This window comes from Clostridium sp. 1001271st1 H5 (genome assembly GCF_005845215.1).
Classification (GTDB): domain Bacteria; phylum Bacillota; class Clostridia; order Lachnospirales; family Lachnospiraceae; genus Enterocloster.
In genome coordinates this window covers 23,957-45,370 of sequence record NZ_SPHO01000018.1, presented here as the reverse complement: position 1 = coordinate 45,370, position 21,414 = coordinate 23,957, and the positions used below count along the sequence as shown (strand labels likewise).

The 21,414-nt window shown below is 53.2% G+C and carries 17 protein-coding genes and 1 pseudogene; 3 read left to right on the top strand and 15 right to left on the bottom strand.

Annotated features, from left to right (window positions below; all coding sequences use genetic code 11):
- Nucleotides 1-34: 34 nt before the first annotated feature.
- From cobM to FGS84_RS22670, 4 genes and pseudogenes are all read right to left on the bottom strand, one after another.
- Nucleotides 35-784 (bottom strand): annotated as a pseudogene (gene cobM / locus FGS84_RS32015) (precorrin-4 C(11)-methyltransferase); the annotation flags it as partial.
- 13 nt (nt 785-797) lie between these two features.
- Nucleotides 798-1,991 (bottom strand): cobalt-precorrin-5B (C(1))-methyltransferase CbiD, encoded by a 1,194-nt coding sequence (cbiD, locus tag FGS84_RS22680; protein ID WP_138310594.1) that lies wholly within the window; start codon nt 1,989-1,991, stop codon nt 798-800.
- 103 nt (nt 1,992-2,094) lie between these two features.
- Nucleotides 2,095-3,306: a cobalamin biosynthesis protein gene (locus FGS84_RS22675; protein WP_138310593.1), complete on the bottom strand. Its 1,212-nt coding sequence runs from the start codon at nt 3,304-3,306 to the stop codon at nt 2,095-2,097.
- Nucleotides 3,307-3,361: 55 nt separating this feature from the next.
- Nucleotides 3,362-3,574: a small, acid-soluble spore protein, alpha/beta type gene (locus FGS84_RS22670; protein ID WP_138310592.1), complete on the bottom strand. Its 213-nt coding sequence runs from the start codon at nt 3,572-3,574 to the stop codon at nt 3,362-3,364.
- Between the two features lie 223 nt (nt 3,575-3,797).
- Here FGS84_RS22670 and FGS84_RS22665 point away from each other — a divergent pair, with 223 nt between their 5' ends.
- On the top strand, nt 3,798-4,526 hold the full coding sequence (locus tag FGS84_RS22665; RefSeq protein ID WP_138310591.1) for a LytTR family DNA-binding domain-containing protein: 729 nt from the start codon (nt 3,798-3,800) through the stop codon (nt 4,524-4,526).
- Nucleotides 4,526-5,869 carry a GHKL domain-containing protein gene (locus tag FGS84_RS22660; RefSeq protein WP_138310590.1) on the top strand — a complete coding sequence of 448 codons (1,344 nt, stop codon included), beginning with the start codon at nt 4,526-4,528 and terminating at the stop codon, nt 5,867-5,869. The genes FGS84_RS22665 and FGS84_RS22660 overlap by 1 nt, the downstream gene beginning before the upstream one ends.
- On the opposite strand, the gene FGS84_RS22655 is transcribed toward FGS84_RS22660, so the two are convergent.
- The 10 genes from FGS84_RS22655 to FGS84_RS22620 form a co-directional block, all read right to left on the bottom strand.
- Nucleotides 5,859-6,152, bottom strand: coding sequence for a hypothetical protein (locus tag FGS84_RS22655; protein WP_171042700.1), 294 nt, complete (start codon nt 6,150-6,152; stop codon nt 5,859-5,861). The genes FGS84_RS22660 and FGS84_RS22655 overlap by 11 nt on opposite strands.
- On the bottom strand, nt 6,122-6,292 hold the full coding sequence (locus FGS84_RS31025) for a hypothetical protein (protein ID WP_171042699.1): 171 nt from the start codon (nt 6,290-6,292) through the stop codon (nt 6,122-6,124). Before FGS84_RS31025 ends, FGS84_RS22655 begins: the two co-directional genes overlap by 31 nt.
- Nucleotides 6,293-6,295: 3 nt before the next feature.
- Nucleotides 6,296-6,451 (bottom strand): hypothetical protein, encoded by a 156-nt coding sequence (locus tag FGS84_RS31255; RefSeq protein ID WP_207671137.1) that lies wholly within the window; start codon nt 6,449-6,451, stop codon nt 6,296-6,298.
- Nucleotides 6,452-6,561: 110 nt separating this feature from the next.
- Nucleotides 6,562-8,553, bottom strand: a complete 1,992-nt coding sequence (locus FGS84_RS22650; protein WP_138310588.1) for a bifunctional 4-hydroxy-3-methylbut-2-enyl diphosphate reductase/30S ribosomal protein S1 — start codon at nt 8,551-8,553, stop codon at nt 6,562-6,564.
- Nucleotides 8,554-8,555: 2 nt separating this feature from the next.
- On the bottom strand, nt 8,556-9,233 hold the full coding sequence (gene cmk, locus FGS84_RS22645) for a (d)CMP kinase (protein WP_138310587.1): 678 nt from the start codon (nt 9,231-9,233) through the stop codon (nt 8,556-8,558).
- A gap of 106 nt (nt 9,234-9,339) precedes the next feature.
- Nucleotides 9,340-10,581, bottom strand: coding sequence for an NAD(P)/FAD-dependent oxidoreductase (locus tag FGS84_RS22640; protein WP_138310586.1), 1,242 nt, complete (start codon nt 10,579-10,581; stop codon nt 9,340-9,342).
- Entirely contained in the window at nt 10,578-12,080 is a 1,503-nt protein-coding gene (gene pap / locus FGS84_RS22635; protein ID WP_138310585.1) for a polyphosphate:AMP phosphotransferase, read from the bottom strand. Before pap ends, FGS84_RS22640 begins: the two co-directional genes overlap by 4 nt.
- Before the next feature lie 170 nt (nt 12,081-12,250).
- On the bottom strand, nt 12,251-13,570 hold the full coding sequence (locus FGS84_RS22630; RefSeq protein ID WP_138310584.1) for an aspartate kinase: 1,320 nt from the start codon (nt 13,568-13,570) through the stop codon (nt 12,251-12,253).
- A gap of 232 nt (nt 13,571-13,802) precedes the next feature.
- Nucleotides 13,803-15,887 carry a sodium-translocating pyrophosphatase gene (locus FGS84_RS22625; RefSeq protein ID WP_138310583.1) on the bottom strand — a complete coding sequence of 695 codons (2,085 nt, stop codon included), beginning with the start codon at nt 15,885-15,887 and terminating at the stop codon, nt 13,803-13,805.
- Between the two features lie 142 nt (nt 15,888-16,029).
- The gene (locus tag FGS84_RS22620; RefSeq protein ID WP_138310582.1) at nt 16,030-16,614 is read right to left on the bottom strand and encodes a hydrolase; all 585 of its coding nucleotides are present in this window, start codon (nt 16,612-16,614) and stop codon (nt 16,030-16,032) included.
- Nucleotides 16,615-16,848: 234 nt separating this feature from the next.
- Here FGS84_RS22620 and FGS84_RS22615 point away from each other — a divergent pair, with 234 nt between their 5' ends.
- The gene (locus tag FGS84_RS22615; RefSeq protein ID WP_138310581.1) at nt 16,849-17,361 is read left to right on the top strand and encodes a GNAT family N-acetyltransferase; all 513 of its coding nucleotides are present in this window, start codon (nt 16,849-16,851) and stop codon (nt 17,359-17,361) included.
- Between the two features lie 141 nt (nt 17,362-17,502).
- Here FGS84_RS22615 and FGS84_RS22610 read toward each other — a convergent pair whose 3' ends face one another.
- The gene (locus FGS84_RS22610; protein ID WP_138310580.1) at nt 17,503-21,279 is read right to left on the bottom strand and encodes a phosphoribosylformylglycinamidine synthase; all 3,777 of its coding nucleotides are present in this window, start codon (nt 21,277-21,279) and stop codon (nt 17,503-17,505) included.
- Nucleotides 21,280-21,414: the final 135 nt, after the last annotated feature.

Here is a 21,414-nt window from a genome sequence, read left to right as displayed (position 1 = left end):
TTCCAGGCTCCTGTTTTCCGGAGACAGCATCCCTTCCGGCACGGAATCCGGTGGTGAAGGCAGGGTCGTAAAGCCTGGAACGCTCGTAGCTGCTCTGGGCCACGGAATCTCCCACTGCAATCAGCGCGGTCTTATGGATTCCCTCCCGGTGTGCCGCCTCCTTTAAGGTGGCTACCGTGCACCGGACCACCTTCTCATCCGGCCAGGTTGCCTTATATACAATGGCAGCCGGTGTATCCCCCGGATACCCGCCCTCCATCAGTTCTGCGGACAGCTCACCTGTCATACCGGCGCTCAGAAATATCACCATGGTACTGCCGTGGGACGCAAAGCGCCTGATGGATTCCCGCTCCGGCACCGGCGTTCTTCCCGCCATCCTGGTTATGACCACGCTCTGGCTGATGCCGGGCAGGGTATACTCCATCCCCAGTGCCGCGGCAGCTCCGCAAAAGGAACTGACCCCGGGGCAGATATCGTACTCTATCCCTCTGGCATCCAGACAGTCCATCTGCTCCCGTATGGCGCCGTAGAGGCAGGGGTCCCCGGTATGGAGGCGCACCGTGGTAAGCCCGTCCCTCTCCGCCTGCTCCATCACTTCCATGACCTGTTCCAGGTCCATGGATGCGCTGTCATAAATCCTGGCATCCTGCCTGGCCCAGTCCAGAAGCTCCCGGTTGACCAGGGAACCTGCATAAATAACCACATCTGCCTCTGCAAGAAGTTTCTGTCCCCGGACCGTAATCAAATCAACTGCGCCCGGACCTGCTCCTACTATATGTATCATCTTGTTCCGCCTTTCATCCATTCCTTGTTCTGTCCGTAAAGTACATAAGCAAATCATCTGCACCGGTGGTTTTTCCCAGTATTCCGCGCTCATTGGTAAATACAATGGCCTCCGCCCTCAGGCGTTCACCGGCCCGCCGTTTCAAATGCTGTTCCAGCCGTTCCGTCACCCGCTTCATTACCTGTTCACGCAGGCCATCCTCTGTTTCCAGAAGGCTCAGCCCCTGGTCCACGGTCACTGCTTCCAGAATCTGTTCTGCCAGTTCTCTTCCTGCACCGCAGGCAGCTCCATGGGCTGCCAGGATTTCCATTCTCCCATCTGCCCAGGAGGAATGGGTATTCATAATGCCCGCAGCCAGTTTGATGAGCTTTCCGCCGTGGCCTATGAGCAGTACGGCTTCAGCCCCTTCCTCCACTGCCATGTCAATGGTACTGCCTATAAAGTTACTGCATTTCACAGCCTGCCCGAGGCCAAGGCCAAGCACGTTGCCGACAAAGTTCTCGCCATAATTTCCGGGCGTCACCAGAAGAATCTTTTCTCCCTTCCTGATTCTCTGCCTCAGCTCCAGCCGGATGGTATCCAGAAGGGCTGTCTCGCTCATGGGCTCCACCATTCCGCTGGTTCCCAGAATGGATATGCCCCCCTGGATTCCCAGGCGGCTGTTAAAGGTCTTATCCGCCACCTTAATGGCCCCGGGTACACGTATTTCGATGAAAAGAATCCCTTTGAAACCGGATTCCCTGCAAACGCCTGCCACCTGACTGAATATCATCTGCCTGGGAACCGGGTTGATGGCGGTTTTCCCCACTTCACAGCTCAAACCGTCCTGTGTCACCCTTCCCACTCCCACTCCGCCGGATAAATTCAGGCAAAATCCGTCCTCCTCATACACATAATCCCCACCGGTATCTGCATCATCCTTCCCTGGCATCCGGACCACGGAATACACCATAAGCCCGTCCGTCACATCCGGGTCATCGCCTGCATCCTTCCTGACTCCGCAGGAGACATATTTTTTTCCTGTCTCCATTTCCTCCACCTCCAGGTCCAGACGGACTCCCTTTGGGGTTGTCAGGGATACCTGCTCCATTCTTCTGTCCTGCAACAACATAACGGCAGCTGCCAAGGAAGCCGCTGCCGCACAAGTACCTGTGGTGTATCCCCATCTCAATTTTTTCTGATTCTTATAGATGTACGAATCTCCCATAGTATCACCCGCTGTCCAACATCTGACTTTTAAACTATGGAAAAAAGTATATCATATCCAACTGTATTTCTCAATGTCTAATTTCTCCGGCGCATCCCCGCAATCACTGAACACTGCGGAAAGCAGCCGTCCGGACCGGCTCCAGCGCTGCGGCCACTGTCACGCCCTCCCCTGCCCGTTTATGTATCAGAAGACTTCCTCCCCTAGCCGCACAGGACCGTTCACAAACATTTCCCACACCCACCGCGGACCTTACAAACCCGGATTCCTCAAATACCCCTTCCACCGCCTGCAGTTCTTCGGATGTAAAAGTCCGAAGCTCCCATCCATACCTGCCAGCCAGCTGCAGCACCGCCTCCTCCCGGGCCTTTATATCAATGGTGGCCAATGCCTTTACCGCCGCCAGGTCAATGCCTTCATCCTCCAGCGCTTCCAGAACACGGCGTTCCAGGACATCCGGCGCAGTTCCCTTTCTGCAGCCCACGCCCACCACGACCATCTTTGGAACCAGGCGGAGGAAGGATGGTATTACGGCCCCCTCCAAAACCGCATCCGTTTCCCGGACCATTTCCTTTTCCCCGGCTGCTTCCGTTTCCCCGGCTGCTTCCGTTTCCCGGACCGCATCCCCGGCCTGTACCGCTGCCGGCCTTTCACTGTTTCGGAATGTAATCCATATGTTATGCCTGCATGTAAAATACCGGCATATATTATGCCCGGCAATGCATTTTCCCAGGCGCCGGTGGTCATCCGTTTCCACAGCCCCTTTACACTCTGCATCGCAAAAAATTCCTACCTTCCCGCCTTCCAGCAGCCAGGCGGAAATCTGTTTTGCCTTTTCCCGGTCCGTGATACAGAGGCCGCTGCGGGCCGCAAAGACATCCACTGCAAACACGCCGTTGACATCCGTTGCCGTGGTTATGACCGGTATGCCCTGCAGCCAGCCCGCCATCTGTTCCGCCAGCTCATTGGCTCCCCCCACATGGCCTGACAAAAGGGGAATGCAGAAATGCCCGGCCTCATCGGCAGCCACCACAGGCGGGTCTGTCATCTTATCCCGGACAAAGGGCGCTATGGCCCTGACTGCAATGCCGGCTGCGCCGATGAAAACCATCGCCCTTTTCTGTTCAAACATGGACCCGGTCCACTCTGAAAGGGACTTGTCCTGAGGCAGGATTCCCTCACACTCCCATTCCGGCTTCCAGAAGCGCCGCGGCGCATATCCTGCGCACTCTGTTCCTGATTCCCTGAACCGGCTGCACAGCAGGCGGCATACTCCGGCGCCCCTTGCCGTAAAGCAGATTATCCCTATCTTCATTTCCGTCTCCTTTGTATCTTGCCTGATTACAGATATAAAACAGTATATCGGAAAATCATTCCTGCTGCAATGCCTCTTTCTTAAGTTCCCGTTTGCGCTTGGTGATAAGTCCCCCTATCTTTCCGCTTTCCTTGGCTGTCAGGCTTCTCCATCCGCCTTCCATAACCTTGGCATCCAGTCCCAGTTCCTGGGCAATCTCAAACTTAAGCTGGTCCTGTGCGCTCAGGTCATGGGGATTAAAGGCCTCATTTTTCTTAGACTTTCCCATATAGGTTCTTGCTCCTTTCTTACTGATGCAAATTAAGTACAAATGGATTATACCCAGGCAGGGGCCTGCCTATACCGACTTACAACTTATTCCAATTGCCCTTGCAATTTAATTTGTTGTATATTATACTGAACCTATATGGATTGTTTCATAACGTACCGTGACAGGATAATTTATATGGCTTTTGTTACCCTGTTGTCATACAAAAGAAAGGAAGGGCACCGTGAACATTGCAGTCATCGACGACTCTATAGATGAAGCTCGTCAGTTAGCCGGCTTTATATCCACCTATTGTTCTGACACACATACCTGCCAGCAGACGACCATCTTCAATACAGCCGCCGACTTCCTTCGCTGCTGGCAAAAGGGCAGCTTTGACCTTATATTCATAGATATCTTTCTCCGGAATGAGACTTCCGGCATCCGTATTGCCGAAAAGGTCCGCAGGGATGACGAATCCTGCACCATTGTATTCACCACCAGCAGCACGGATTTTGCTCTGAAGGGCTTTGAGGTCCGCGCCCTGGACTATATGGTTAAGCCCATCCGCTATGAGAAGTTCAGCCAGACCATGGAGTATTTTAAGTCAGTGACCCGCAGAAAGCAGAGTCACTATATAGAAGTAAAGGAAAGCCGCATCATGGTGAAGATTCCCATCGACGCCATCCTTTACACAGATTACTCAAACCACTACATACAAATCCATCTTCCGGACAAGACGGTCCGAACTTATATGCGGTTTGAAGATTTTTCCGGTATGCTCCTTGCCTACTCCCAGTTCCTATGCTGCTACCGGAATTGCATCATCAATATGGACAAGGTATTCTCCATGGAGAGAGCCGAGTTCATTTTGACAACCGGGGAACATCTGCCTATTACCAGGACCATGCGGTCGCAGATTCATCAGCAATATGCAGATTACCAGTTCTCCAGGCTAAACGGAGGCGTCTGATGGGCTTTGCACAGCTACAGCTGATATGTATGATTTTGGCTGAAATCATATTCATCATTGTTCCCTTTCTGGCAGTATTCCAAAAGGAGTGGCGGTATACTATGCCAAAAACCGCAGGTATTCTTATGGGATACCTGTTTTTTGTATACTTTCTGTGTCTTTCCTGCTTCCGTCACTTTCTGAATCAGCCCTGGTTAGAGCTGGCATGGGCCTGCACCACCATGACCACCAACATACTGGTGTGCAAATGGATGGTGCGGACAGACTGGCCTGTGACCATCTATTCCCTCTTCCTTTTCAAGAACTTCACGGACACCGCCGGATACTGCGCCGACCTGTCCAATGCCTCTGCCTCCCTTCATGAGAGCAGTTCCTTTATCACAGGAGACGAGCTGTTAAGCAGCCTTATTTTTCTGTTTCTCATGGTCTGGGCGGCCTATTACATCCTGCACAAATACCTGACCAAGGCAGTGGAATACACACGGCTTCTTCCTGTATGGAACTATCTGGCTGCCATTCCGGTGCTCTTTTTCATCATGTTCCGCCTGGCATCCCGCTCCCTGTCTCCTGTCCGCATGCTTCAGTATCATCCTGACATGGTCTTTTTTGCTGTCTGCTGGTTTGCCTGTATTTATACAGTCCACTATGTAAGTCTGAGGATTTTGTCACGGCTGGCCGAAAGCTATGCGGCCAAGGAGCAGTACCGCACCACCCGGCTGCTGGCCAGTGTCCAGAAATCCCAGATGGCCACGCTGCAGTATAACCTGGAACAATTCAAAAAAGCACGCCATGATTACCGCCATCATCTCATCACCCTGAAAGGGCTGCTGGAACAGGGAGAAACAGAATTCGCCCTGGAGTACATCAACGACTATCTGGGCTCCTACAAGACCCTGGACACCACCCAGTACTGCCGGAACCCCTCCTCCAATGCCCTGCTCAATTATTACATACAGACCGCCCAGTCCCAGGGGATTTCCGTGAATTCCTCCATATCCCTGCCCCAGAACCTTCCGGTTCCGGAGATTGACTTCTGCACCATCCTGGGCAACCTTCTCTCCAATGCAGTGGAGGCATGCCAAAGGCAGACCCTGGGCACCCCTTCCATCACCATCAACATCGGACAGGCCGGAGAGTCCATGATTGCCATGTCCATACAGAACACCTATTCCCACCTCATACGGATGAAGGACGGACGCTTTCTCTCCTCCAAGCGTGAGGATATGGGAACGGGCACCACCTCTGTCCGGTATCTGGTGGAACGGTATCACGGCATCTTAAAATTTGACTACGGCAATGGAATCTTCGAGGCATCCCTGCTTCTGAACCCTGCTATGAAATAGTCTCTTCCAGGCTGCTGATTCGTATGGAGCCAAAGATTTCATCTATGGCTGCCTCCATTTTCTTATCAAACCGGCCGAAAACCATGACGCTGCGCCGGAATAGACATCCCTGTGTCCCTCCCTTATTTTCCCCGTTCTCCTCCGGGCCGTATGTAACGGATGCCCCGGCAGGCGGTATCCTTAAGCGGACACGTATCTGCCAGTATCCCTCATAACCCTCCGATTCCCCGCCGTATGTCACACACCAAAGAATCAGGTCCATCTCATCCGCATCCTGGTCCACCAGATAGCACTGGTATACGGGTTTTCCCTCTTATCCCCTGTCCCGGACCAGCTTTCGCTGTCATAGTTATATTCATAAAAACGGCGCCACGGTTGGTACGCCGGAACCGTCACCTCCCCTGTCCATACATTGTACTCCAAACATCAGGGGCAGATTCCCCTGTTGGCGCCATAGTCAAATACGGCGCCGCACCCGCTGCATCGCACCTTCATGCCGTCCCCTTCCTGCTGCACCGCAGCCTGTGTCCGGTCCTGTTTTTCCTTTTTGTTCCAGTATAGCACGGAACCCGGCACGGTCACAAGCTGATATGGTAATTAAGCATCAAAAATCCCACCCCAACTATTGACAAAGAGCCCAAAAAAACTGGCTATGGGCCAAAACCCATAACCAGTCCTGATGAATTCAAATCTTATTCTTCTGTGTACTGTGACATTGCATCAATATCCACGTCTGCCACGTCTGCATCCTGTGCAGCAGGCGCCATCATAGCCTTGATGCTTAAGCTGATTTTGTGGTCTGCCTCGTTAAAGTCCACCACTCTGGCCTCAATCTCCTGGCCGATTCTTAAAACATCAGCAGGCTTCTCAACATGCTCCCTGGAAATCTGGGATACATGAAGCAGCGCATCCACGCCCGGCTCCAGCTCAACAAATGCGCCGAAATCAGTCATACGTGCCACACGGCCGTATACCACGTTGCCAACCGCATACTTGTCAGCCGCATTGACCCATGGATTAGCCTCCGGGAACTTAAGGCTCAGGGCAATCTTCTCTCCCTGGATATCCTTAATCAGTACCCTTACCTGGTCGCCTGCCTTGAATACCTTCTTAGGATTCTCAACACGGCCCCAGCTCATCTCGGAAATATGAAGAAGTCCGTCTGCACCGCCCAAATCAATAAATGCGCCAAAGTCAGTCACATTCTTAACTATACCCTCAACGGTATCGCCTGGCTGGATTCTTGCGAACAGTTCTTCCTTCAGCTTCGCCTTCTGTGCAACCAGAAGCTGTTTCCTGTCGCCGATGATTCTTCTTCTCTTAGGATTGAATTCTGTGATAACAAAATCAATATCCTGTCCCGCATACTTGGACAGGTCCTTCTCATAGCTGTCAGATACAAGGCTGGCCGGGATGAATACCCTTGCGCCCTCAACCTCAACGCTTAAGCCGCCGTCTAATACCTGTGCTACCTTTGCTGTCAGAACCTCCTGGTTCTCAAATGCCTCTTCCAGACGCTTGTTGCCTCTGTCAGCTGCCATACGCTTATAGGATAAGGAAACCATGCCTACGCCGTCATTAAGCTTAATGACCTTGGCTTCCATCTCTTCACCAATCTGTACTTTTGTGGTCAAATCCACGTTGCTGTCGTTGCTGTATTCGTCCCGTGTGATGACACCCTCGGACTTATTACCTGCAATACTCAGTATTATCTCATCTTTGCTGACTTCGATGACCTGACCGGTGACTATCTCTCCTGTACGTATTGGTTTGGTTGATTCTTCCTCTTCCTTTAATAACTCTGCAAAACTTTGCTCTGCCATTCTGGTATGAACCTCCTCAATAATTTTTCTTGGGGTGGATGCCCCAGCTGTAATACCTACGCTGCGCACAGAAGATACACTGTCAGGATCTAAATCGCCGAGTGTCTGAATGTAAAAGGTGTCTTTACACTCCTTGAGGCATATCTCGTAAAGCTTCTGGGTGTTGGAAGAATGCCTGCCGCCAATCACAATCATGGCGTCCACCTGCGAAGCAATTCTTGCTGCCTCCACTTGTCTTTCCTGTGTTGCATTGCAAATCGTATTTAAAACACTACTATCATAACCCTTTTTTAAAAATTTTTCAACTAATTCTTTAAATTTGTTGTAATTAAATGTCGTTTGGGACACGATACATAACTTTCGGCCCTCCGGCAGACGGTAGTTATCTACCCCCTCCCCATCCTTTATAACCGTAGTATGTTCATTCCCCCATCCCTTGATTCCTTCCACCTCAGGATGGTCCGGACTTCCGATGATGACCACTGCCTCCCCGGCCGCGGAATGCTCCGCCACAATGCGGTGTATTTTCTTCACAAAGGGGCAGGTGGCGTCCACGACGGCCACGTTCCGCTCCTTTAAAATCTCGTACACATGCCGGCTGACGCCGTGGGAACGGATGATGACCGTCCCCTGGTTCCGGGGAAGGGCTCTCAGCTCCTCCTCTGTTTCCAGGACCATGACGCCCTTATCCGACAAATCCTTTACCACCTCTTCATTGTGGATAATGGGACCGTAGGTATAGATGGGGCCGGACGTCCTGCCGCTCTTTAGGGCTTCTATCTGTTCATAGACCTGGTCCACAGCCCGTTCCACGCCAAAGCAGAAACCGGCGCTTTTTGCTACTGTTACTTTTCTGTCCATGGCTATCCCTCATACCCCCGCTCCCTGGCTATGCGTATGATGGAGTCCACCACCTGGTCAATGGTCATGTGGGAGGTATCAAGGAGCAGGGCATCCTCCGCCTGCCTTAAAGGCGAATTTTCCCGGTGCATGTCCCGGTAATCCCTCTCCTCTATGTCCTTCTCAATTTCCTTAATATCCCTTGCCTCCCCCTTTTCCTCCAGTTCCCTGAACCGGCGTCTTGCCCGGATTTCCACGGAGGCTGTCAGGTAAATCTTGGCAGGCGCATCCGGCAGCACGCAGGTGCCGATATCGCGGCCGTCCATGATTACATCCGCTTCCCTGGCCAGCTGCTTCTGAAGCTGAACCAGTTTCTGCCTGACCGGTGCGTACACTGACGTGGCAGACGCCATGCGGCCCACTTCCTCCGCCCGTATGAGACCGGATACGTCCTCTCCGTTTAAAATCACCTGCTGGGCCCCATCCACATAGCGGATGGTGACCTCCACCTGACCGCAGGCCCTGGCTATGGACTCCTCATCCTCCGGCGAAATACCCTGTCTGATAAAATACAGGGCCATGGAACGGTACATGGCTCCTGTATCCACATACACGAATCCCAGCTTTTTAGCAGCCAGCTTTGCAATGGTGCTTTTACCGGCCCCTGCCGGACCGTCAATGGCAATATTGAAATACTCCATGTGTTGTATTCTCTCCTGTCCTGTGTTCATGTAATTGATTCTATTCATGTATCCTGCTGCGCCCAAACCACGGTCCGCGCCCATACCACGGTCCGCGCCCCTGGCGCTATAATGCCGCGGCCTTCCCGGCCGCCCAGCCCGTGGACCAGGCAATCTGCAGGTTGAAGCCGCCGGTCACTGCGTCCAAATCCAGTATCTCCCCTGCGAAATACAGGCCCCTTACCTTCCTGGACTCCATGGTGGAGGGATTTATATCCTTTACGGATATGCCGCCCTGGGTTATGATGGCTTCCTTATAGCCCCTGAGTCCGGTCAGAGTAAACTCCAGGGCCTTGGTGGCTTCCGCCAGACTGCGCCGCTCCTCCCTGGTGACCTCATTCACCTTTTTATCCGGGTCCACGCCGCTGCGGTCAATGATAACCGGAATCAGCTTTGCCGGATAAAGATGGTTCAGGGCATTCTTAAACTGCTTGTTCCGGCTGTCCGAAAAATCCCTGAGAATGCGCTCGTCCAGCTGCTCCCAGGACAAGGCCGGCTTCAAATCAATCGCCAGGCGCAGAGGCCGCTTCCTTATGGCCCTGGCGCAGAAGGAACTGGCGCTTAAAAGCACGGGGCCGCTGACCCCGAAATGGGTAAACAGCATTTCCCCGAATTCCCGGTATAATTCCTTTTTTCCGTCGTATACAGCAGCCTCCACATTTTTAAGCGAAAGGCCCTGCAGCTCCCTAGCTGTCTCCGTCTCCCTCACCTCAAAGGGAACCAGGGCCGGGGACAGCTCCGTAATCCGGTGTCCGCTGTCAGCGGCCCACTTAAGGCCGTCGCCGGTGGAGCCGGTGGCGGGATAGGACAGTCCGCCGGTGGCCACGATAACCCGGTCTGCTGTCTGTATCCTGCCGCCGGCGCGCACGCCCTTACACACATTATCTTCCACCACCAGTCCCTCTGTCTTCTGGTTCAGGCACACCCTGACCCCTGCCTGTTTCAAAAGGCCGGACAGGGTGCTGATGACGTCTGACGACTTGTCGGACTGGGGAAACACCCGGTTTCCCCGCTCCACCTTAAGGCGCAGTCCCGCCTGCTCCAGCAAATCCATCATGTCCCGGTTGGTAAAACCGTAAAAACTGCTGTACAGGAATTTGGAATTGCTTACCACGGAGCCAAGCAGCTCCTCCATATCGCAGGCGTTAGTCACATTGCACCGTCCCTTGCCTGTGATGAACAGCTTCTTGCCCGGCTTTTCATTCTGTTCCCACAGCTCCACGGCCGCGCCTTCCCTGGCCGCAGCTATGGCTGCCAGCATGCCGGCAGCCCCTGCGCCAATCACAATTACATGGTTTGTCTCACTCATTTGTCTGTCTTTACTTCCTTAATTTTCTTTTCCAGGGCATCCACCACGGTCTGGAGGACCTTTACCCTGGCGTATCGTTTGTCATTGCCCTCCACCACAATCCATGGGGCATAGGTGGTGGAAGTACGTATGAGCATCTCATTGACCGCCTCCTCATACTGGTCCCATTTCTCCCGGTTGCGCCAGTCCTCATCCGTAATCTTCCACTGCTTGGCAGGATTGGCCTGGCGCTCCTTGAACCTGCGCTCCTGCTCATCCTTGTCAATGTGAAGCCAGAATTTAAGGACCACAGCGCCTGCATTGGCCATGTGGGATTCCATCTCGTTGATTTCCTGGTAAGCCCTTCTCCACTCAGCTTCGGAACAGAATCCTTCAATCCGCTCCACCATGACCCTTCCATACCAGGTGCGGTCAAAGATAGCGATATGTCCTGCCTTCGGCACACTGTTCCAGAACCTCCACAGATAGTGGTGTACCTTCTCAATGTCATTGGGAGCTGCCGTGGGATTCACCCTGTATCCCCTGGGGTCCAGATTGCTGGTCAGACGTTTGATGGCTCCGCCCTTACCTCCGGCATCCCATCCCTCAAATCCAATGACCACCGGAATCCGTAGGCGGTAGAGCTCGCTGTGAAGCTCTGCCAGCCGCTTCTGAAGCTTCTTAAGACGGGTCTTATACTCCTCCTCCGTAAGGCTTTTGGAGAGGTCTATGCCGGAGAGCACGCCGTTTTTAAACCGTTCCCTGGTCTTGACCTCCTGCTTCTGTACCGGATTTCCGCCCCGGAGCCTGTGGTGTTCCAGCTCGTATTCCAGGCGGTCCATAACCGAGCTCACAATCTTAAGGGCTGCATAGTCCTTGTCCACGGCTTCTATGATAACCCATGGCGCATAATCCGTATCTGTCTTTTCCAGCATCTCCTCGTTCATCTTCAGATACCGGTCAAAGTCCTTATTCCGGTTCCAGTCCTCGGTCGTCACCCGCCAGGAAGTCTCCTTGGAACCCTCCAGCTTCTTAAACCGTTTCTTCTGTTCCTCTTTGTCTATATACAGGAAAAACTTCATGATGACAGTGCCGTCATCACACAGCTGCTTCTCAAAGGACAGGATATCCTGGTATGCATCCCCAAGCTTGTCCTCAGGGGTAAGGCCGTCAAAACGGTCCACCTGGACGCTGCGGTACCAGGAACGGTCAAAGACAGCAATTCTGCCCTTGGCCGGCGTCTTTGTCCAGTAGCGCCACAGGAAGGGCCGCATCTGCTCGTCCTCCGTGGGGCGGTCGCAGGCATATACGTCAAAGCCCCTGGGGTCCAGGGCCTGTATGAGACGGTTAATCTGCACTCCCTTGCCGGCAGCCCCCATTCCCTCAAACACGAGAATGACCGGAATTCCCGCATCCTTGCACTCCCTCTGCAAAAGCCCAAGCTTTTCTTCTGCCTCGTCCATGACCTTGCGGTACGTCTTCTTGTCCACTTTATTGCCTAAATCAATTTTTTCAAGCATATGGCCCCCTCCTTCTCTTCCTGTTTACTATTTTATCCAGTATATCACACTTTCAACTATAATAAAATGAAAAATTAGGCGCAAAAGCCTGCTGTGCCCCATCTCAGAAAAAGCCCCGCAGGGAAATTATCCCTGCGAAGCCTCCTTAGTACAATACGGAAACAGACTGTTTACAGTTCCGTGGTTACGAATATATCGTAAATCGCCCTGATTGCCGTCTCGAAATCATCGTTCTTCACTCCGATAATAATGTTCCACTCACTGGAGCCCTGGTCAATCATCTTTACATTGACCCTGGCATGGGCCAGGGCGGAAAAGATACGGCCGGCTGTTCCTCTGGTGGAACGCATACCCCGTCCAACCACAGCCACCAGCGCCAGGTCTGATTCCAGCTCCACCGTGTCCGGCTCCACAGCCCTGTGGATTCCGGCGATAACGGACTGCTCAAACTCCTCAAACTCCGACTGGTGTACATAGATGGTCATGGTGTCAATGCCTGAAGGCATGTGTTCAAAGGAGATGCCGTACTGCTCAAACACGCTGAGCACCTTTCTCCCAAACCCAACCTCGGCGTTCATCATGGCCTTCTCTATATTGATGGAGCAGAATCCCTTCTTGCCCGCAATGCCGGTGATGGTGTAATGGGGCTTGCGGCAGGTGCTCTCCACAATCAGAGTGCCCTTGTCTTCCGGACGGTTGGTGTTCCTTATATTGATGGGAATGCCTTCCTTGCGCACCGGGAAAATGGCGTCCTCATGAAGAACGCTGGCCCCCATGTAGGAAAGCTCCCTCAGTTCCTTGTATGTAATAGTCTCAATCACTTCCGGGTTATCAACAATTCTTGGGTCTGTCACCAGAACCCCGGACACATCCGTCCAGTTCTCATACATATCCGCATGGATGGCCTTGGCCACAATGGAGCCAGTGACATCTGAACCGCCTCTGGAAAATGTCTTGATGGTCCCGTCCGGCTTGGAACCATAAAAACCAGGGATGACGGCCTTCTCCACATGCTCCAGGCGCTCGGACAGCTCACGGTTGGTATGTTCTGCTTCAAAGTTTCCGTTTTCATCAAAGAAAATCACTTCCGCCGCATCCACAAATTCAAACCCCAGGAAATGGGCCGCCACAATACCGTTTAAGTATTCTCCGCGGGAAGCAGCGTAGTCCCGGCCTGCCTTTGCCAGGAAATTTTCCTCTATCCGGTCAAACTCATGGTCCAGGTTCAGGTTTAAATCCAGGCCGTCAATGATATCCATGTATCTGCTCTTAATCTTTTCCAGGATTTTCTTATAGGACCTTCCTTCTGCAACCGCGTCGTAACAGGCATAGAGCAGGTCCGTCACCTTCTCGTCCTTGTCGTTTCGCCTGCCTGGTGCGGAAGGGACCACGTACCTTCTGGTCTTATCAGATTTAATGATATCCGCTACTTTTTTGAACTGTCTTGCGCTGGCCAATGAACTTCCGCCGAACTTCACCACTTTTTTCATCTTGTCTGTCTCCCTTGTTTCTTTTCTATGCGCCGGATATGGAGCGTATTTTCATAAAATAAATGCCACTTTATATGTATGGCGTTACAAGTGCAAATAATACCTTACTTTGTTATGTATGTCAATACTTTTAAAGCAGAAAATTTGCGTACAGGAGACATATGTCTTTGTATGGAGGACTTTTCTGCAGAGAATGTCCTCACCCCGGCCCGCGGCCGTACCTTTCATGGCCTTACAGAAGATGCACCGCAACCACAAGTCCTGCAAATACAATGGATACCATGCTTGTCAGCTTGATGAGGATATTGATGGACGGGCCTGAGGTGTCCTTAAAGGGGTCGCCTACGGTATCGCCTATGACTGCCGCCTTGTGCTCCTCGCTGCCCTTGCCGCCCAGTTCCCCGCTCTCAATATATTTCTTGGCGTTGTCCCAGGCCCCGCCTGCATTTGCCATCATGACAGCCAGCACAAAACCAGTGACCGTATTGCCTGCCAGCAGCCCGGATACGCCCTCCGGTCCCAGGAGAAGTCCCACTGCCACCGGTATGATGACTGCCACCATGGCCGGAGCCACCATCAGTCTCTGGGCCGAAATAGTACACATATCCACGCAGGCCCCGTAGTCAGGCTCTGTCTTTCCCTCCATCAGTCCTTTCATGTCCCTGAACTGCCTGCGGACCTCCACCACGATGGACTGGGCCGCCTCGCCCACTGCCTCCATGGTAAGGGCCGCAAAGAGAAACGGCAGCATACCGCCGATAAATAGGCCAATCAGCACCGTGGGATTGGTGATGGACAAATCCATGGCCAGGGACGGGTCAATCTGCTTCACCTTATCAATATAGGAGGCGATGAGGGCCAGGGCCGTAAGCGCGGCCGAGCCAATGGCAAAGCCCTTGCCCGTGGCAGCCGTGGTGTTGCCCAGGGAATCCAGCGCATCGGTTCTCTGGCGCACCTCCGGCGGCATGTGGGTCATTTCGGCTATCCCTCCCGCATTGTCGGCAACCGGTCCGTAAGCATCGGTAGCCAGCGTGATGCCCAGGGTGGACAGCATGCCCACTGCGGACACGCCCACGCCGTAGAGTCCTGCATTAAAATCAGAACGGCCGCCGGCGCAGTAATAGCTGACCAGCACGGATATGCCTACGATAACCACAGGAGCCACCGTGGACAGCATCCCCAGCGAAAGGCCGCTGATAATGACCGTGGCCCCTCCTGTCCGGCTGGATTCGGCCAGTTTCCTGGTGGGATTATATGTATCAGATGTATAATATTCCGTGACCGCGCCAATGAGCACACCGGCAGCCAGGCCCGAGAGAATAGCCGCATATATGCCCATATGGTCCGGCAGCAGGAAACGGATGGCTGCAAAGGCAGCCGCAACCACCAGCGCCGCACTGATATAGGTTCCTGTCCTAAGGGCCCTTAAAAGGCTTTTCTGGGATGCGTCCTCCTCTGTCTTTACAAAGAAGGTTCCCAGGATGGATGCCAGTACGCCCAGGGCTGCCAGTATCATGGGTACAGCCACGCCCTTTACCCCGTACCCGGCTGCCACGGCCAGGGCAGAGGTAGATACAATGGAGCCCACATAAGACTCATACAGGTCAGCTCCCATGCCGGCCACGTCGCCCACATTGTCACCCACGTTGTCAGCAATAACCGCCGGATTCCTGGGGTCGTCCTCAGGGATTCCAGCCTCCACCTTGCCCACCAGGTCAGCGCCCACGTCAGCCGCCTTGGTAAAGATACCTCCGCCCACCCTGGCGAACAGGGCCATGCTGGAAGCACCCATGCCAAAGGTCAGCATGTTGGCCGTAATCTGGGCAATCCGCTCGCTTTCAGGAAGCGCTCCAAATGCCCTGTTCAATATAAAGTACCACACAGTCAAATCCAGAAGCCCCAGCCCCACCACGGTAAAGCCCATGACAGAGCCTGCGGAAAATGCCACCCGCAGCCCCTTATTCAAATTCCGGGACGCTCCCTGGGCTGTCCGGCAGTTGGCCATGGTGGCTGTCCGCATGCCGATGAATCCGGACAGACCCGAGAAAAAGCCGCCTGTGAGGAATGCAAATGGCGTAAAAAAACTCAAAAAGCCGCAGAATGCCATCGCAAGCAGGATGACAAACACGGCTGCAAAGAATATTCCCACACCTTTGTATTGACGTCTCAGATACGCATTGGCGCCCTTTTGTACGGCTCCGGATATACGGAGCATCTCAGAATCTCCTCCAGGTTCTTTCCTGACCCGCACAAACATACAGGCAGCAAACAACAGTGCCAGCAGCGAACCTGCTCCTACAAAATACATAGCAACCATTACATTCCCTCCTTCTCATAAACAGATAAGCGCCTGAAGTCAGGCACTTACGGTTCATTCCAGAAAATTCACGCAACATTTCCCCTCAATTATATACCGTTGCATGTCTTTTTTCAATATACGAAGGAATTTTCTTTACAAATCAGAAGAGAGACATCTCTTCGTTGACAGCTGCCTCGCAGGACCGCATGGCCTGGATGGTCTTGTCCATAAGCTCTTCCAGGGTCCAGCCAAGGCCCTCAGCCCCTTCTTTGATTACGTCCCTGGAGCATCCGGCTGCAAAGCGTTTATCCTTGAATTTTTTCTTAAGGCTGGACACCTCCATGTCCATGACGCTCTTGGATGGGCGCATCCTGGCTGCCGCCCCAATCAGACCGGTCAGCTCGTCCGATGCAAACAGGATTTTTTCCATCCGGTGCTCCGGCTTCACGTCTGAGACAAGGCCGTATCCATGGCTGCACACCGCATGAATCAGCCCATCCTCAGCCCCTGCTTCCCGTAAAAGCTCCGGCGCCTTAACGCAGTGCTGCTCCGGATACATCTCAAAGTCAATGTCGTGCAGCAGGCCGGCGATTCCCCAGAAATCCGCTTCCTCCCCATATCCCTGGTCCTGGGCAAACCACCGCATCACTCCTTCCACGGTAAGGGCGTGAAGGATGTGAAAGGGTTCCTTGTTATATTTTTTCAGGGCCTCTAAGGCCGCCTCCCTTGTCAGTGCTGTGTTCATCTTGCTTAAGCTCCTTTCTTCTGTGCAAAATCATATGATATACAATTATAATCAGCCCGGACTTAAAATGCAATAGCATATGTACCGGAAGCCATACCTCCCTCTCCCCCTCTTTTATTGACTGGGCAGGCCATCAATTGTATACTGGATATAATGGCTGTATACTGGATATAACCCAATCCACGGCGAAGCAGCAAGGCAGCAGATATTTCACCCTATGACAGGAGGATATTTATGACATACCGTTTTGCAACCTTAAAAGACCTGGACCGGCTTGTGGCCATGTCGGACCAGGCCAGGAAATCCTTTAAGGCCCGGAACATTGACCAGTGGCAGAAGGGAGAACCCAACCGCCAGGTGCTGGAGGATTCCATTATCCGGTCCCAGATTCATGTGCTGGAAGACATGGGCCAGGTCATTGGAATGATAACCATTGTCCCTGGTCCCGAAGCCAGCTATGCCTCCATAGACGGCGCCTGGCTGAACCAGGAGCCTTACACTGCCTTTCACCGGGTCTGTGTGGAGGAAACCATGAAAGGCCGTGGTCTGGCCGCCCGGCTGTTTTCAGAATCAGAACAGTACGCTCTGGAAACAGGAATCCGCAATATCCGCATTGACACCCATCCGGACAATACGTCCATGCAGCGCGCCCTGGACAAAAGCGGATACATCTGCTGCGGCACCCTGGTTCTCACAGAAGGCAGCGAAGCAGGCGATTTGAGGCTGGGTTACCAGAAAACGCTTTAAGGTGTATGGAATGGAATGCGGACAGAAAAAGCAGAGCAGCCACAGGAGGTAACGGCCTGTGATATGCTCTGCTTTTGCATTTACATGATTCAGTTTCCGGCTGAACCGGCAATTGGTTTCCAATGGTAACAGCTGGTTTTCCTACAGCTCAAAATACTTCACGCCGGACTCAAATATCTTCATATCCTGTTCCCCGTAAATATTCATGGCAACTGCCTCTCCCCGGCGCTCAGAGTGTGCCATCTTGCCCAGAATCCGTCCGTCCGGGCTGGTGATGCCCTCGATAGCCATATAGGAGCCGTTTGGATTCCAGTACTCGTCCATGGTGCATCTGCCCTGGTCATCCACATACTGGGTTGCCACCTGGCCATTGGCAAAGAGTCTGTGGAGCCATGATTCATTGGCCACAAAGCGGCCCTCGCCATGGGATGCCGGATTGCAGTATACGCTGCCCGGGACAGCGCCTGCCAGCCATGGGGATTTATCCGATACCACCTTGGTATACACCATCTTGGAAACGTGACGGCCAATGGTATTCATGGCAAGGGTAGGTGAATCCGGTCCCTGCTCCTTGATTTCCCCTTCCAGCAGAAGTCCCAGCTTAATCAGGGCCTGGAAGCCGTTGCAGATGCCAAGCATCAGTCCGTCCCGCTCGCCTAACAGCTTCTCAATCTCCTCCTTCATCACTGCATTGCGGAACACAGTGGCAAAGAACTTGGCGGAGCCTTCCGGCTCATCGCCTGCTGAGAAACCGCCCGGGAACATGACAATCTGGGCCTTTGCAATCTCTCTCCGGTATTCGTCCACGGACTGGCGGATATCCCCGGCGCTCATGTTTCGCAGCACCCTGGTAACCACCTTTGCGCCCGCCCGTTCAAAGGCTCTGGCGCTGTCATACTCGCAGTTGGTTCCCGGAAACACCGGAATAAATACAGTGGGCTGCCCGATTTTATGGTCGCACACATACACTGCGCCACTGTGATACAGCTTTTCTTCCAGCGCAGCTTCATCCCCCTTTGCCTCCTTGCCGGTGGCAGTCGGGAACACGTCCTCCAGGGGAGTCATCCATGCATCCAATGCCTCATCCATAGCAATGGTCACATTTCCGTACTCAAATGCGCTTCTGTCCGTCACCTCGCCGATAACAGTATAGGGTATGGACAGCTGTCCCACCATTCCGTCAGGCACCTCGCACACAATATCGCCCCATGCCGCGGCAAAGAAATCCCTCGGGTCCACATTGTGCTCAATCTTCACACCCAGCTTGTTGCCGAATGCCATCTTGCTCACTGCCTCTGCAAGTCCCTTGCCCTCTACCGCGTAGGCGGAAATAATGCGTCCTGCTTTTATATCTTCAAATATTTTTCCATATCCGTCCATGACCTGGCTGTAGTCCGGCAGGTCATACTGGTTCTTTGCAATCCTGAACACAACAATCCTGCTGCCCGGACGCTTGAACTCAGGGGTAATCACATTCTTGTGGCTGTTCACATCCACTGCAAAGGAAACCAGGGTTGGCGGAACATTGATTTCACCATCCTCCGTGTCAAAGGTCCCGGACATGCTGTCCTTTCCTCCGATGGAAGGCAGGCCAAAGCCCAGCTGCGCGCTGTAGGCGCCCAGAAGCGCGGAGAATGGCTGGCTCCATCTGGACGGATTCTCATTCATTCTGCGGAAATACTCCTGGAAGGTGAAACGAATCCTGCTGTAATCGCCGCCGGCTGCCACAATCTTTGCAACAGAGGAAACCACTGCATACACAGCGCCATGGTATGGGCTCCAGCTGGAAAGCTCAGGGTCAAAGCCATAGCTCATCATGGTAACAGTGTCTGTACGGCCCTTCAGTACAGGAAGCTTTGCCACCATGGCCTGAGTCTCGGTCAGCTGGTATTTTCCGCCGTAAGGCATGAACACGGAACCAGCGCCAATGGAACCGTCAAAGCGCTCCACCAGCCCCTTCTGCGAGCACACGTTCAGGTCGGAAAGCATGTCAAGCCATTTCCCTTTAACGTCAGCCACCTCTGTCTTTTCAAACAGGTTTCCCTGGCGGTTTGGAACCTCCAGAGTCACGTCTGCCTCCTGGTGCGCCCCGTTGGTATCAAGGAAAGCCCTGCTAAGGTTCACAATGGTCTTGCCGCGCCAGTCCATCTTAAGCCTTGGCTCCTCTGTCACCACTGCCACGGTCACTGCCTCCAGGTTCTCCTCTGCAGCGTACGCAAGGAACCGGTCCACATCCTTAGGGTCCACCACCACTGCCATACGCTCCTGGGACTCGGAAATGGCAATCTCAGTGCCGTCCAGTCCTGCGTACTTTTTTGGAACCTTGTCCAAATCAATATTAAGGCCCGGGGCCAGCTCTCCAATGGCTACCGATACGCCGCCAGCACCGAAATCATTGCATTTTTTGATGATGCTGCTGACCTCGGGCCTGCGGAACATCCTCTGAATCTTGCGCTCTGTGGGAGCATTTCCCTTCTGCACCTCAGCGCCGCACACCTCAATGGAGGCTGTGGTGTGGACCTTGGACGAACCCGTAGCACCGCCGATTCCGTCGCGGCCCGTACGTCCGCCTAACAGAATGATGATATCCCCCGGGTCGGAAGTCTCACGGATGACATCCTTCCTGGGAGCAGCGCCCATGACAGCGCCGATTTCCATTCTCTTTGCAACATAACCCGGATGATAGATTTCCTTCACATAACCGGTTGAAAGACCAATCTGGTTGCCGTAGGAAGAATATCCCTGGGCTGCGCTGTTAACAATCTTTCTCTGGGGCAGCTTGCCCTTAAGGGTCTCCCCCAGCGGCCTGGTCGGGTCAGCCGCGCCGGTGACGCGCATGGCCTGGTACACATAGGTACGCCCTGACAGCGGGTCGCGGATGGCTCCGCCCAGACAGGTGGCAGCGCCGCCGAAAGGCTCAATCTCCGTGGGATGGTTGTGTGTCTCATTTTTGAAATTCACCAGCCACTCTTCCGTCACCCCGTCAATCTCCACCGGCACCACTATACTGCAGGCATTGATTTCATCGGAAACCTCCATGTCCTCCAGTTTTCCCTCGCTCCGCAGCTTTTTCATGGCCATGAGAGCCAGGTCCATCAGGCACACATACTTGTCGTCCCTTCCCTTATAAATCACTTCACGGTCAGCCAGATACTGCTTATAGGTTTCCTCCATGGGTTCCCTGTAATCGCCGTCCGTAAAGCTTACATTCTTAAGCTCTGTGGAAAAGGTGGTATGGCGGCAGTGGTCTGACCAATATGTATCCAGCACGCGGATTTCCGTCACAGACGGGTCCCTGTGCTCTTCCTTTTTATAATAGTTCTGTATGTGGAGAAAGTCCTTGAAGGTCATGGCCAGATTCAGGGTGCCGTAAAGAGCCCTCAGTTCCTCCTCTGAAGAATCCATAAATCCGTCAAAATACCGTATGTCCTCAGGGACCTCAAATTCCGTCACCAGAGTCTGCGGCTTCTCCTCCTCTGCCTGGCGGCTGTCCACCGGGTTGATGCAGAAGCTTTTGATTGCTTCCTCCTGCTCCGCTGTCAGAGGCGCCGTAATCACATAGGTGGTGGCGGACCGGATGACCGGCTCCTCATCCTCCTTCAGAAGCTTTACGCACTGCTCCGCTGAATCAGCTCTCTGGTCAAACTGTCCCGGCAGATATTCCACGGAAAACACCAGGTCTTCCGGGTTCTTCGGAAATTCTTCCTCATACACCTGGTCCACCGGCGGCTCTGAGAAAATGGTCACCAGCGCCTTTTTATAGGTTTCCTCCGACAGATTCTCAATATCATAGCGGATTAAAACCCGCACATTCTCCACATTGCTGATACCCAGATAATGTTCCAGTTCTTCACGAAGCTCCCCTGCCTTCACTGCATAAGCTGGCTTCTTTTCCACAAATATTCGTCTTACGCTCATTTAGCAACCTCCTGCTTTTTTCATAGCCTGTTGTATTGGCATATTTATGCGGCAACGCAAAAAGGACAAACGCCTTTTCATCTTGCCTTATATTATCACAGATTATATGGATTAGTAAAATTAATATATTTAATC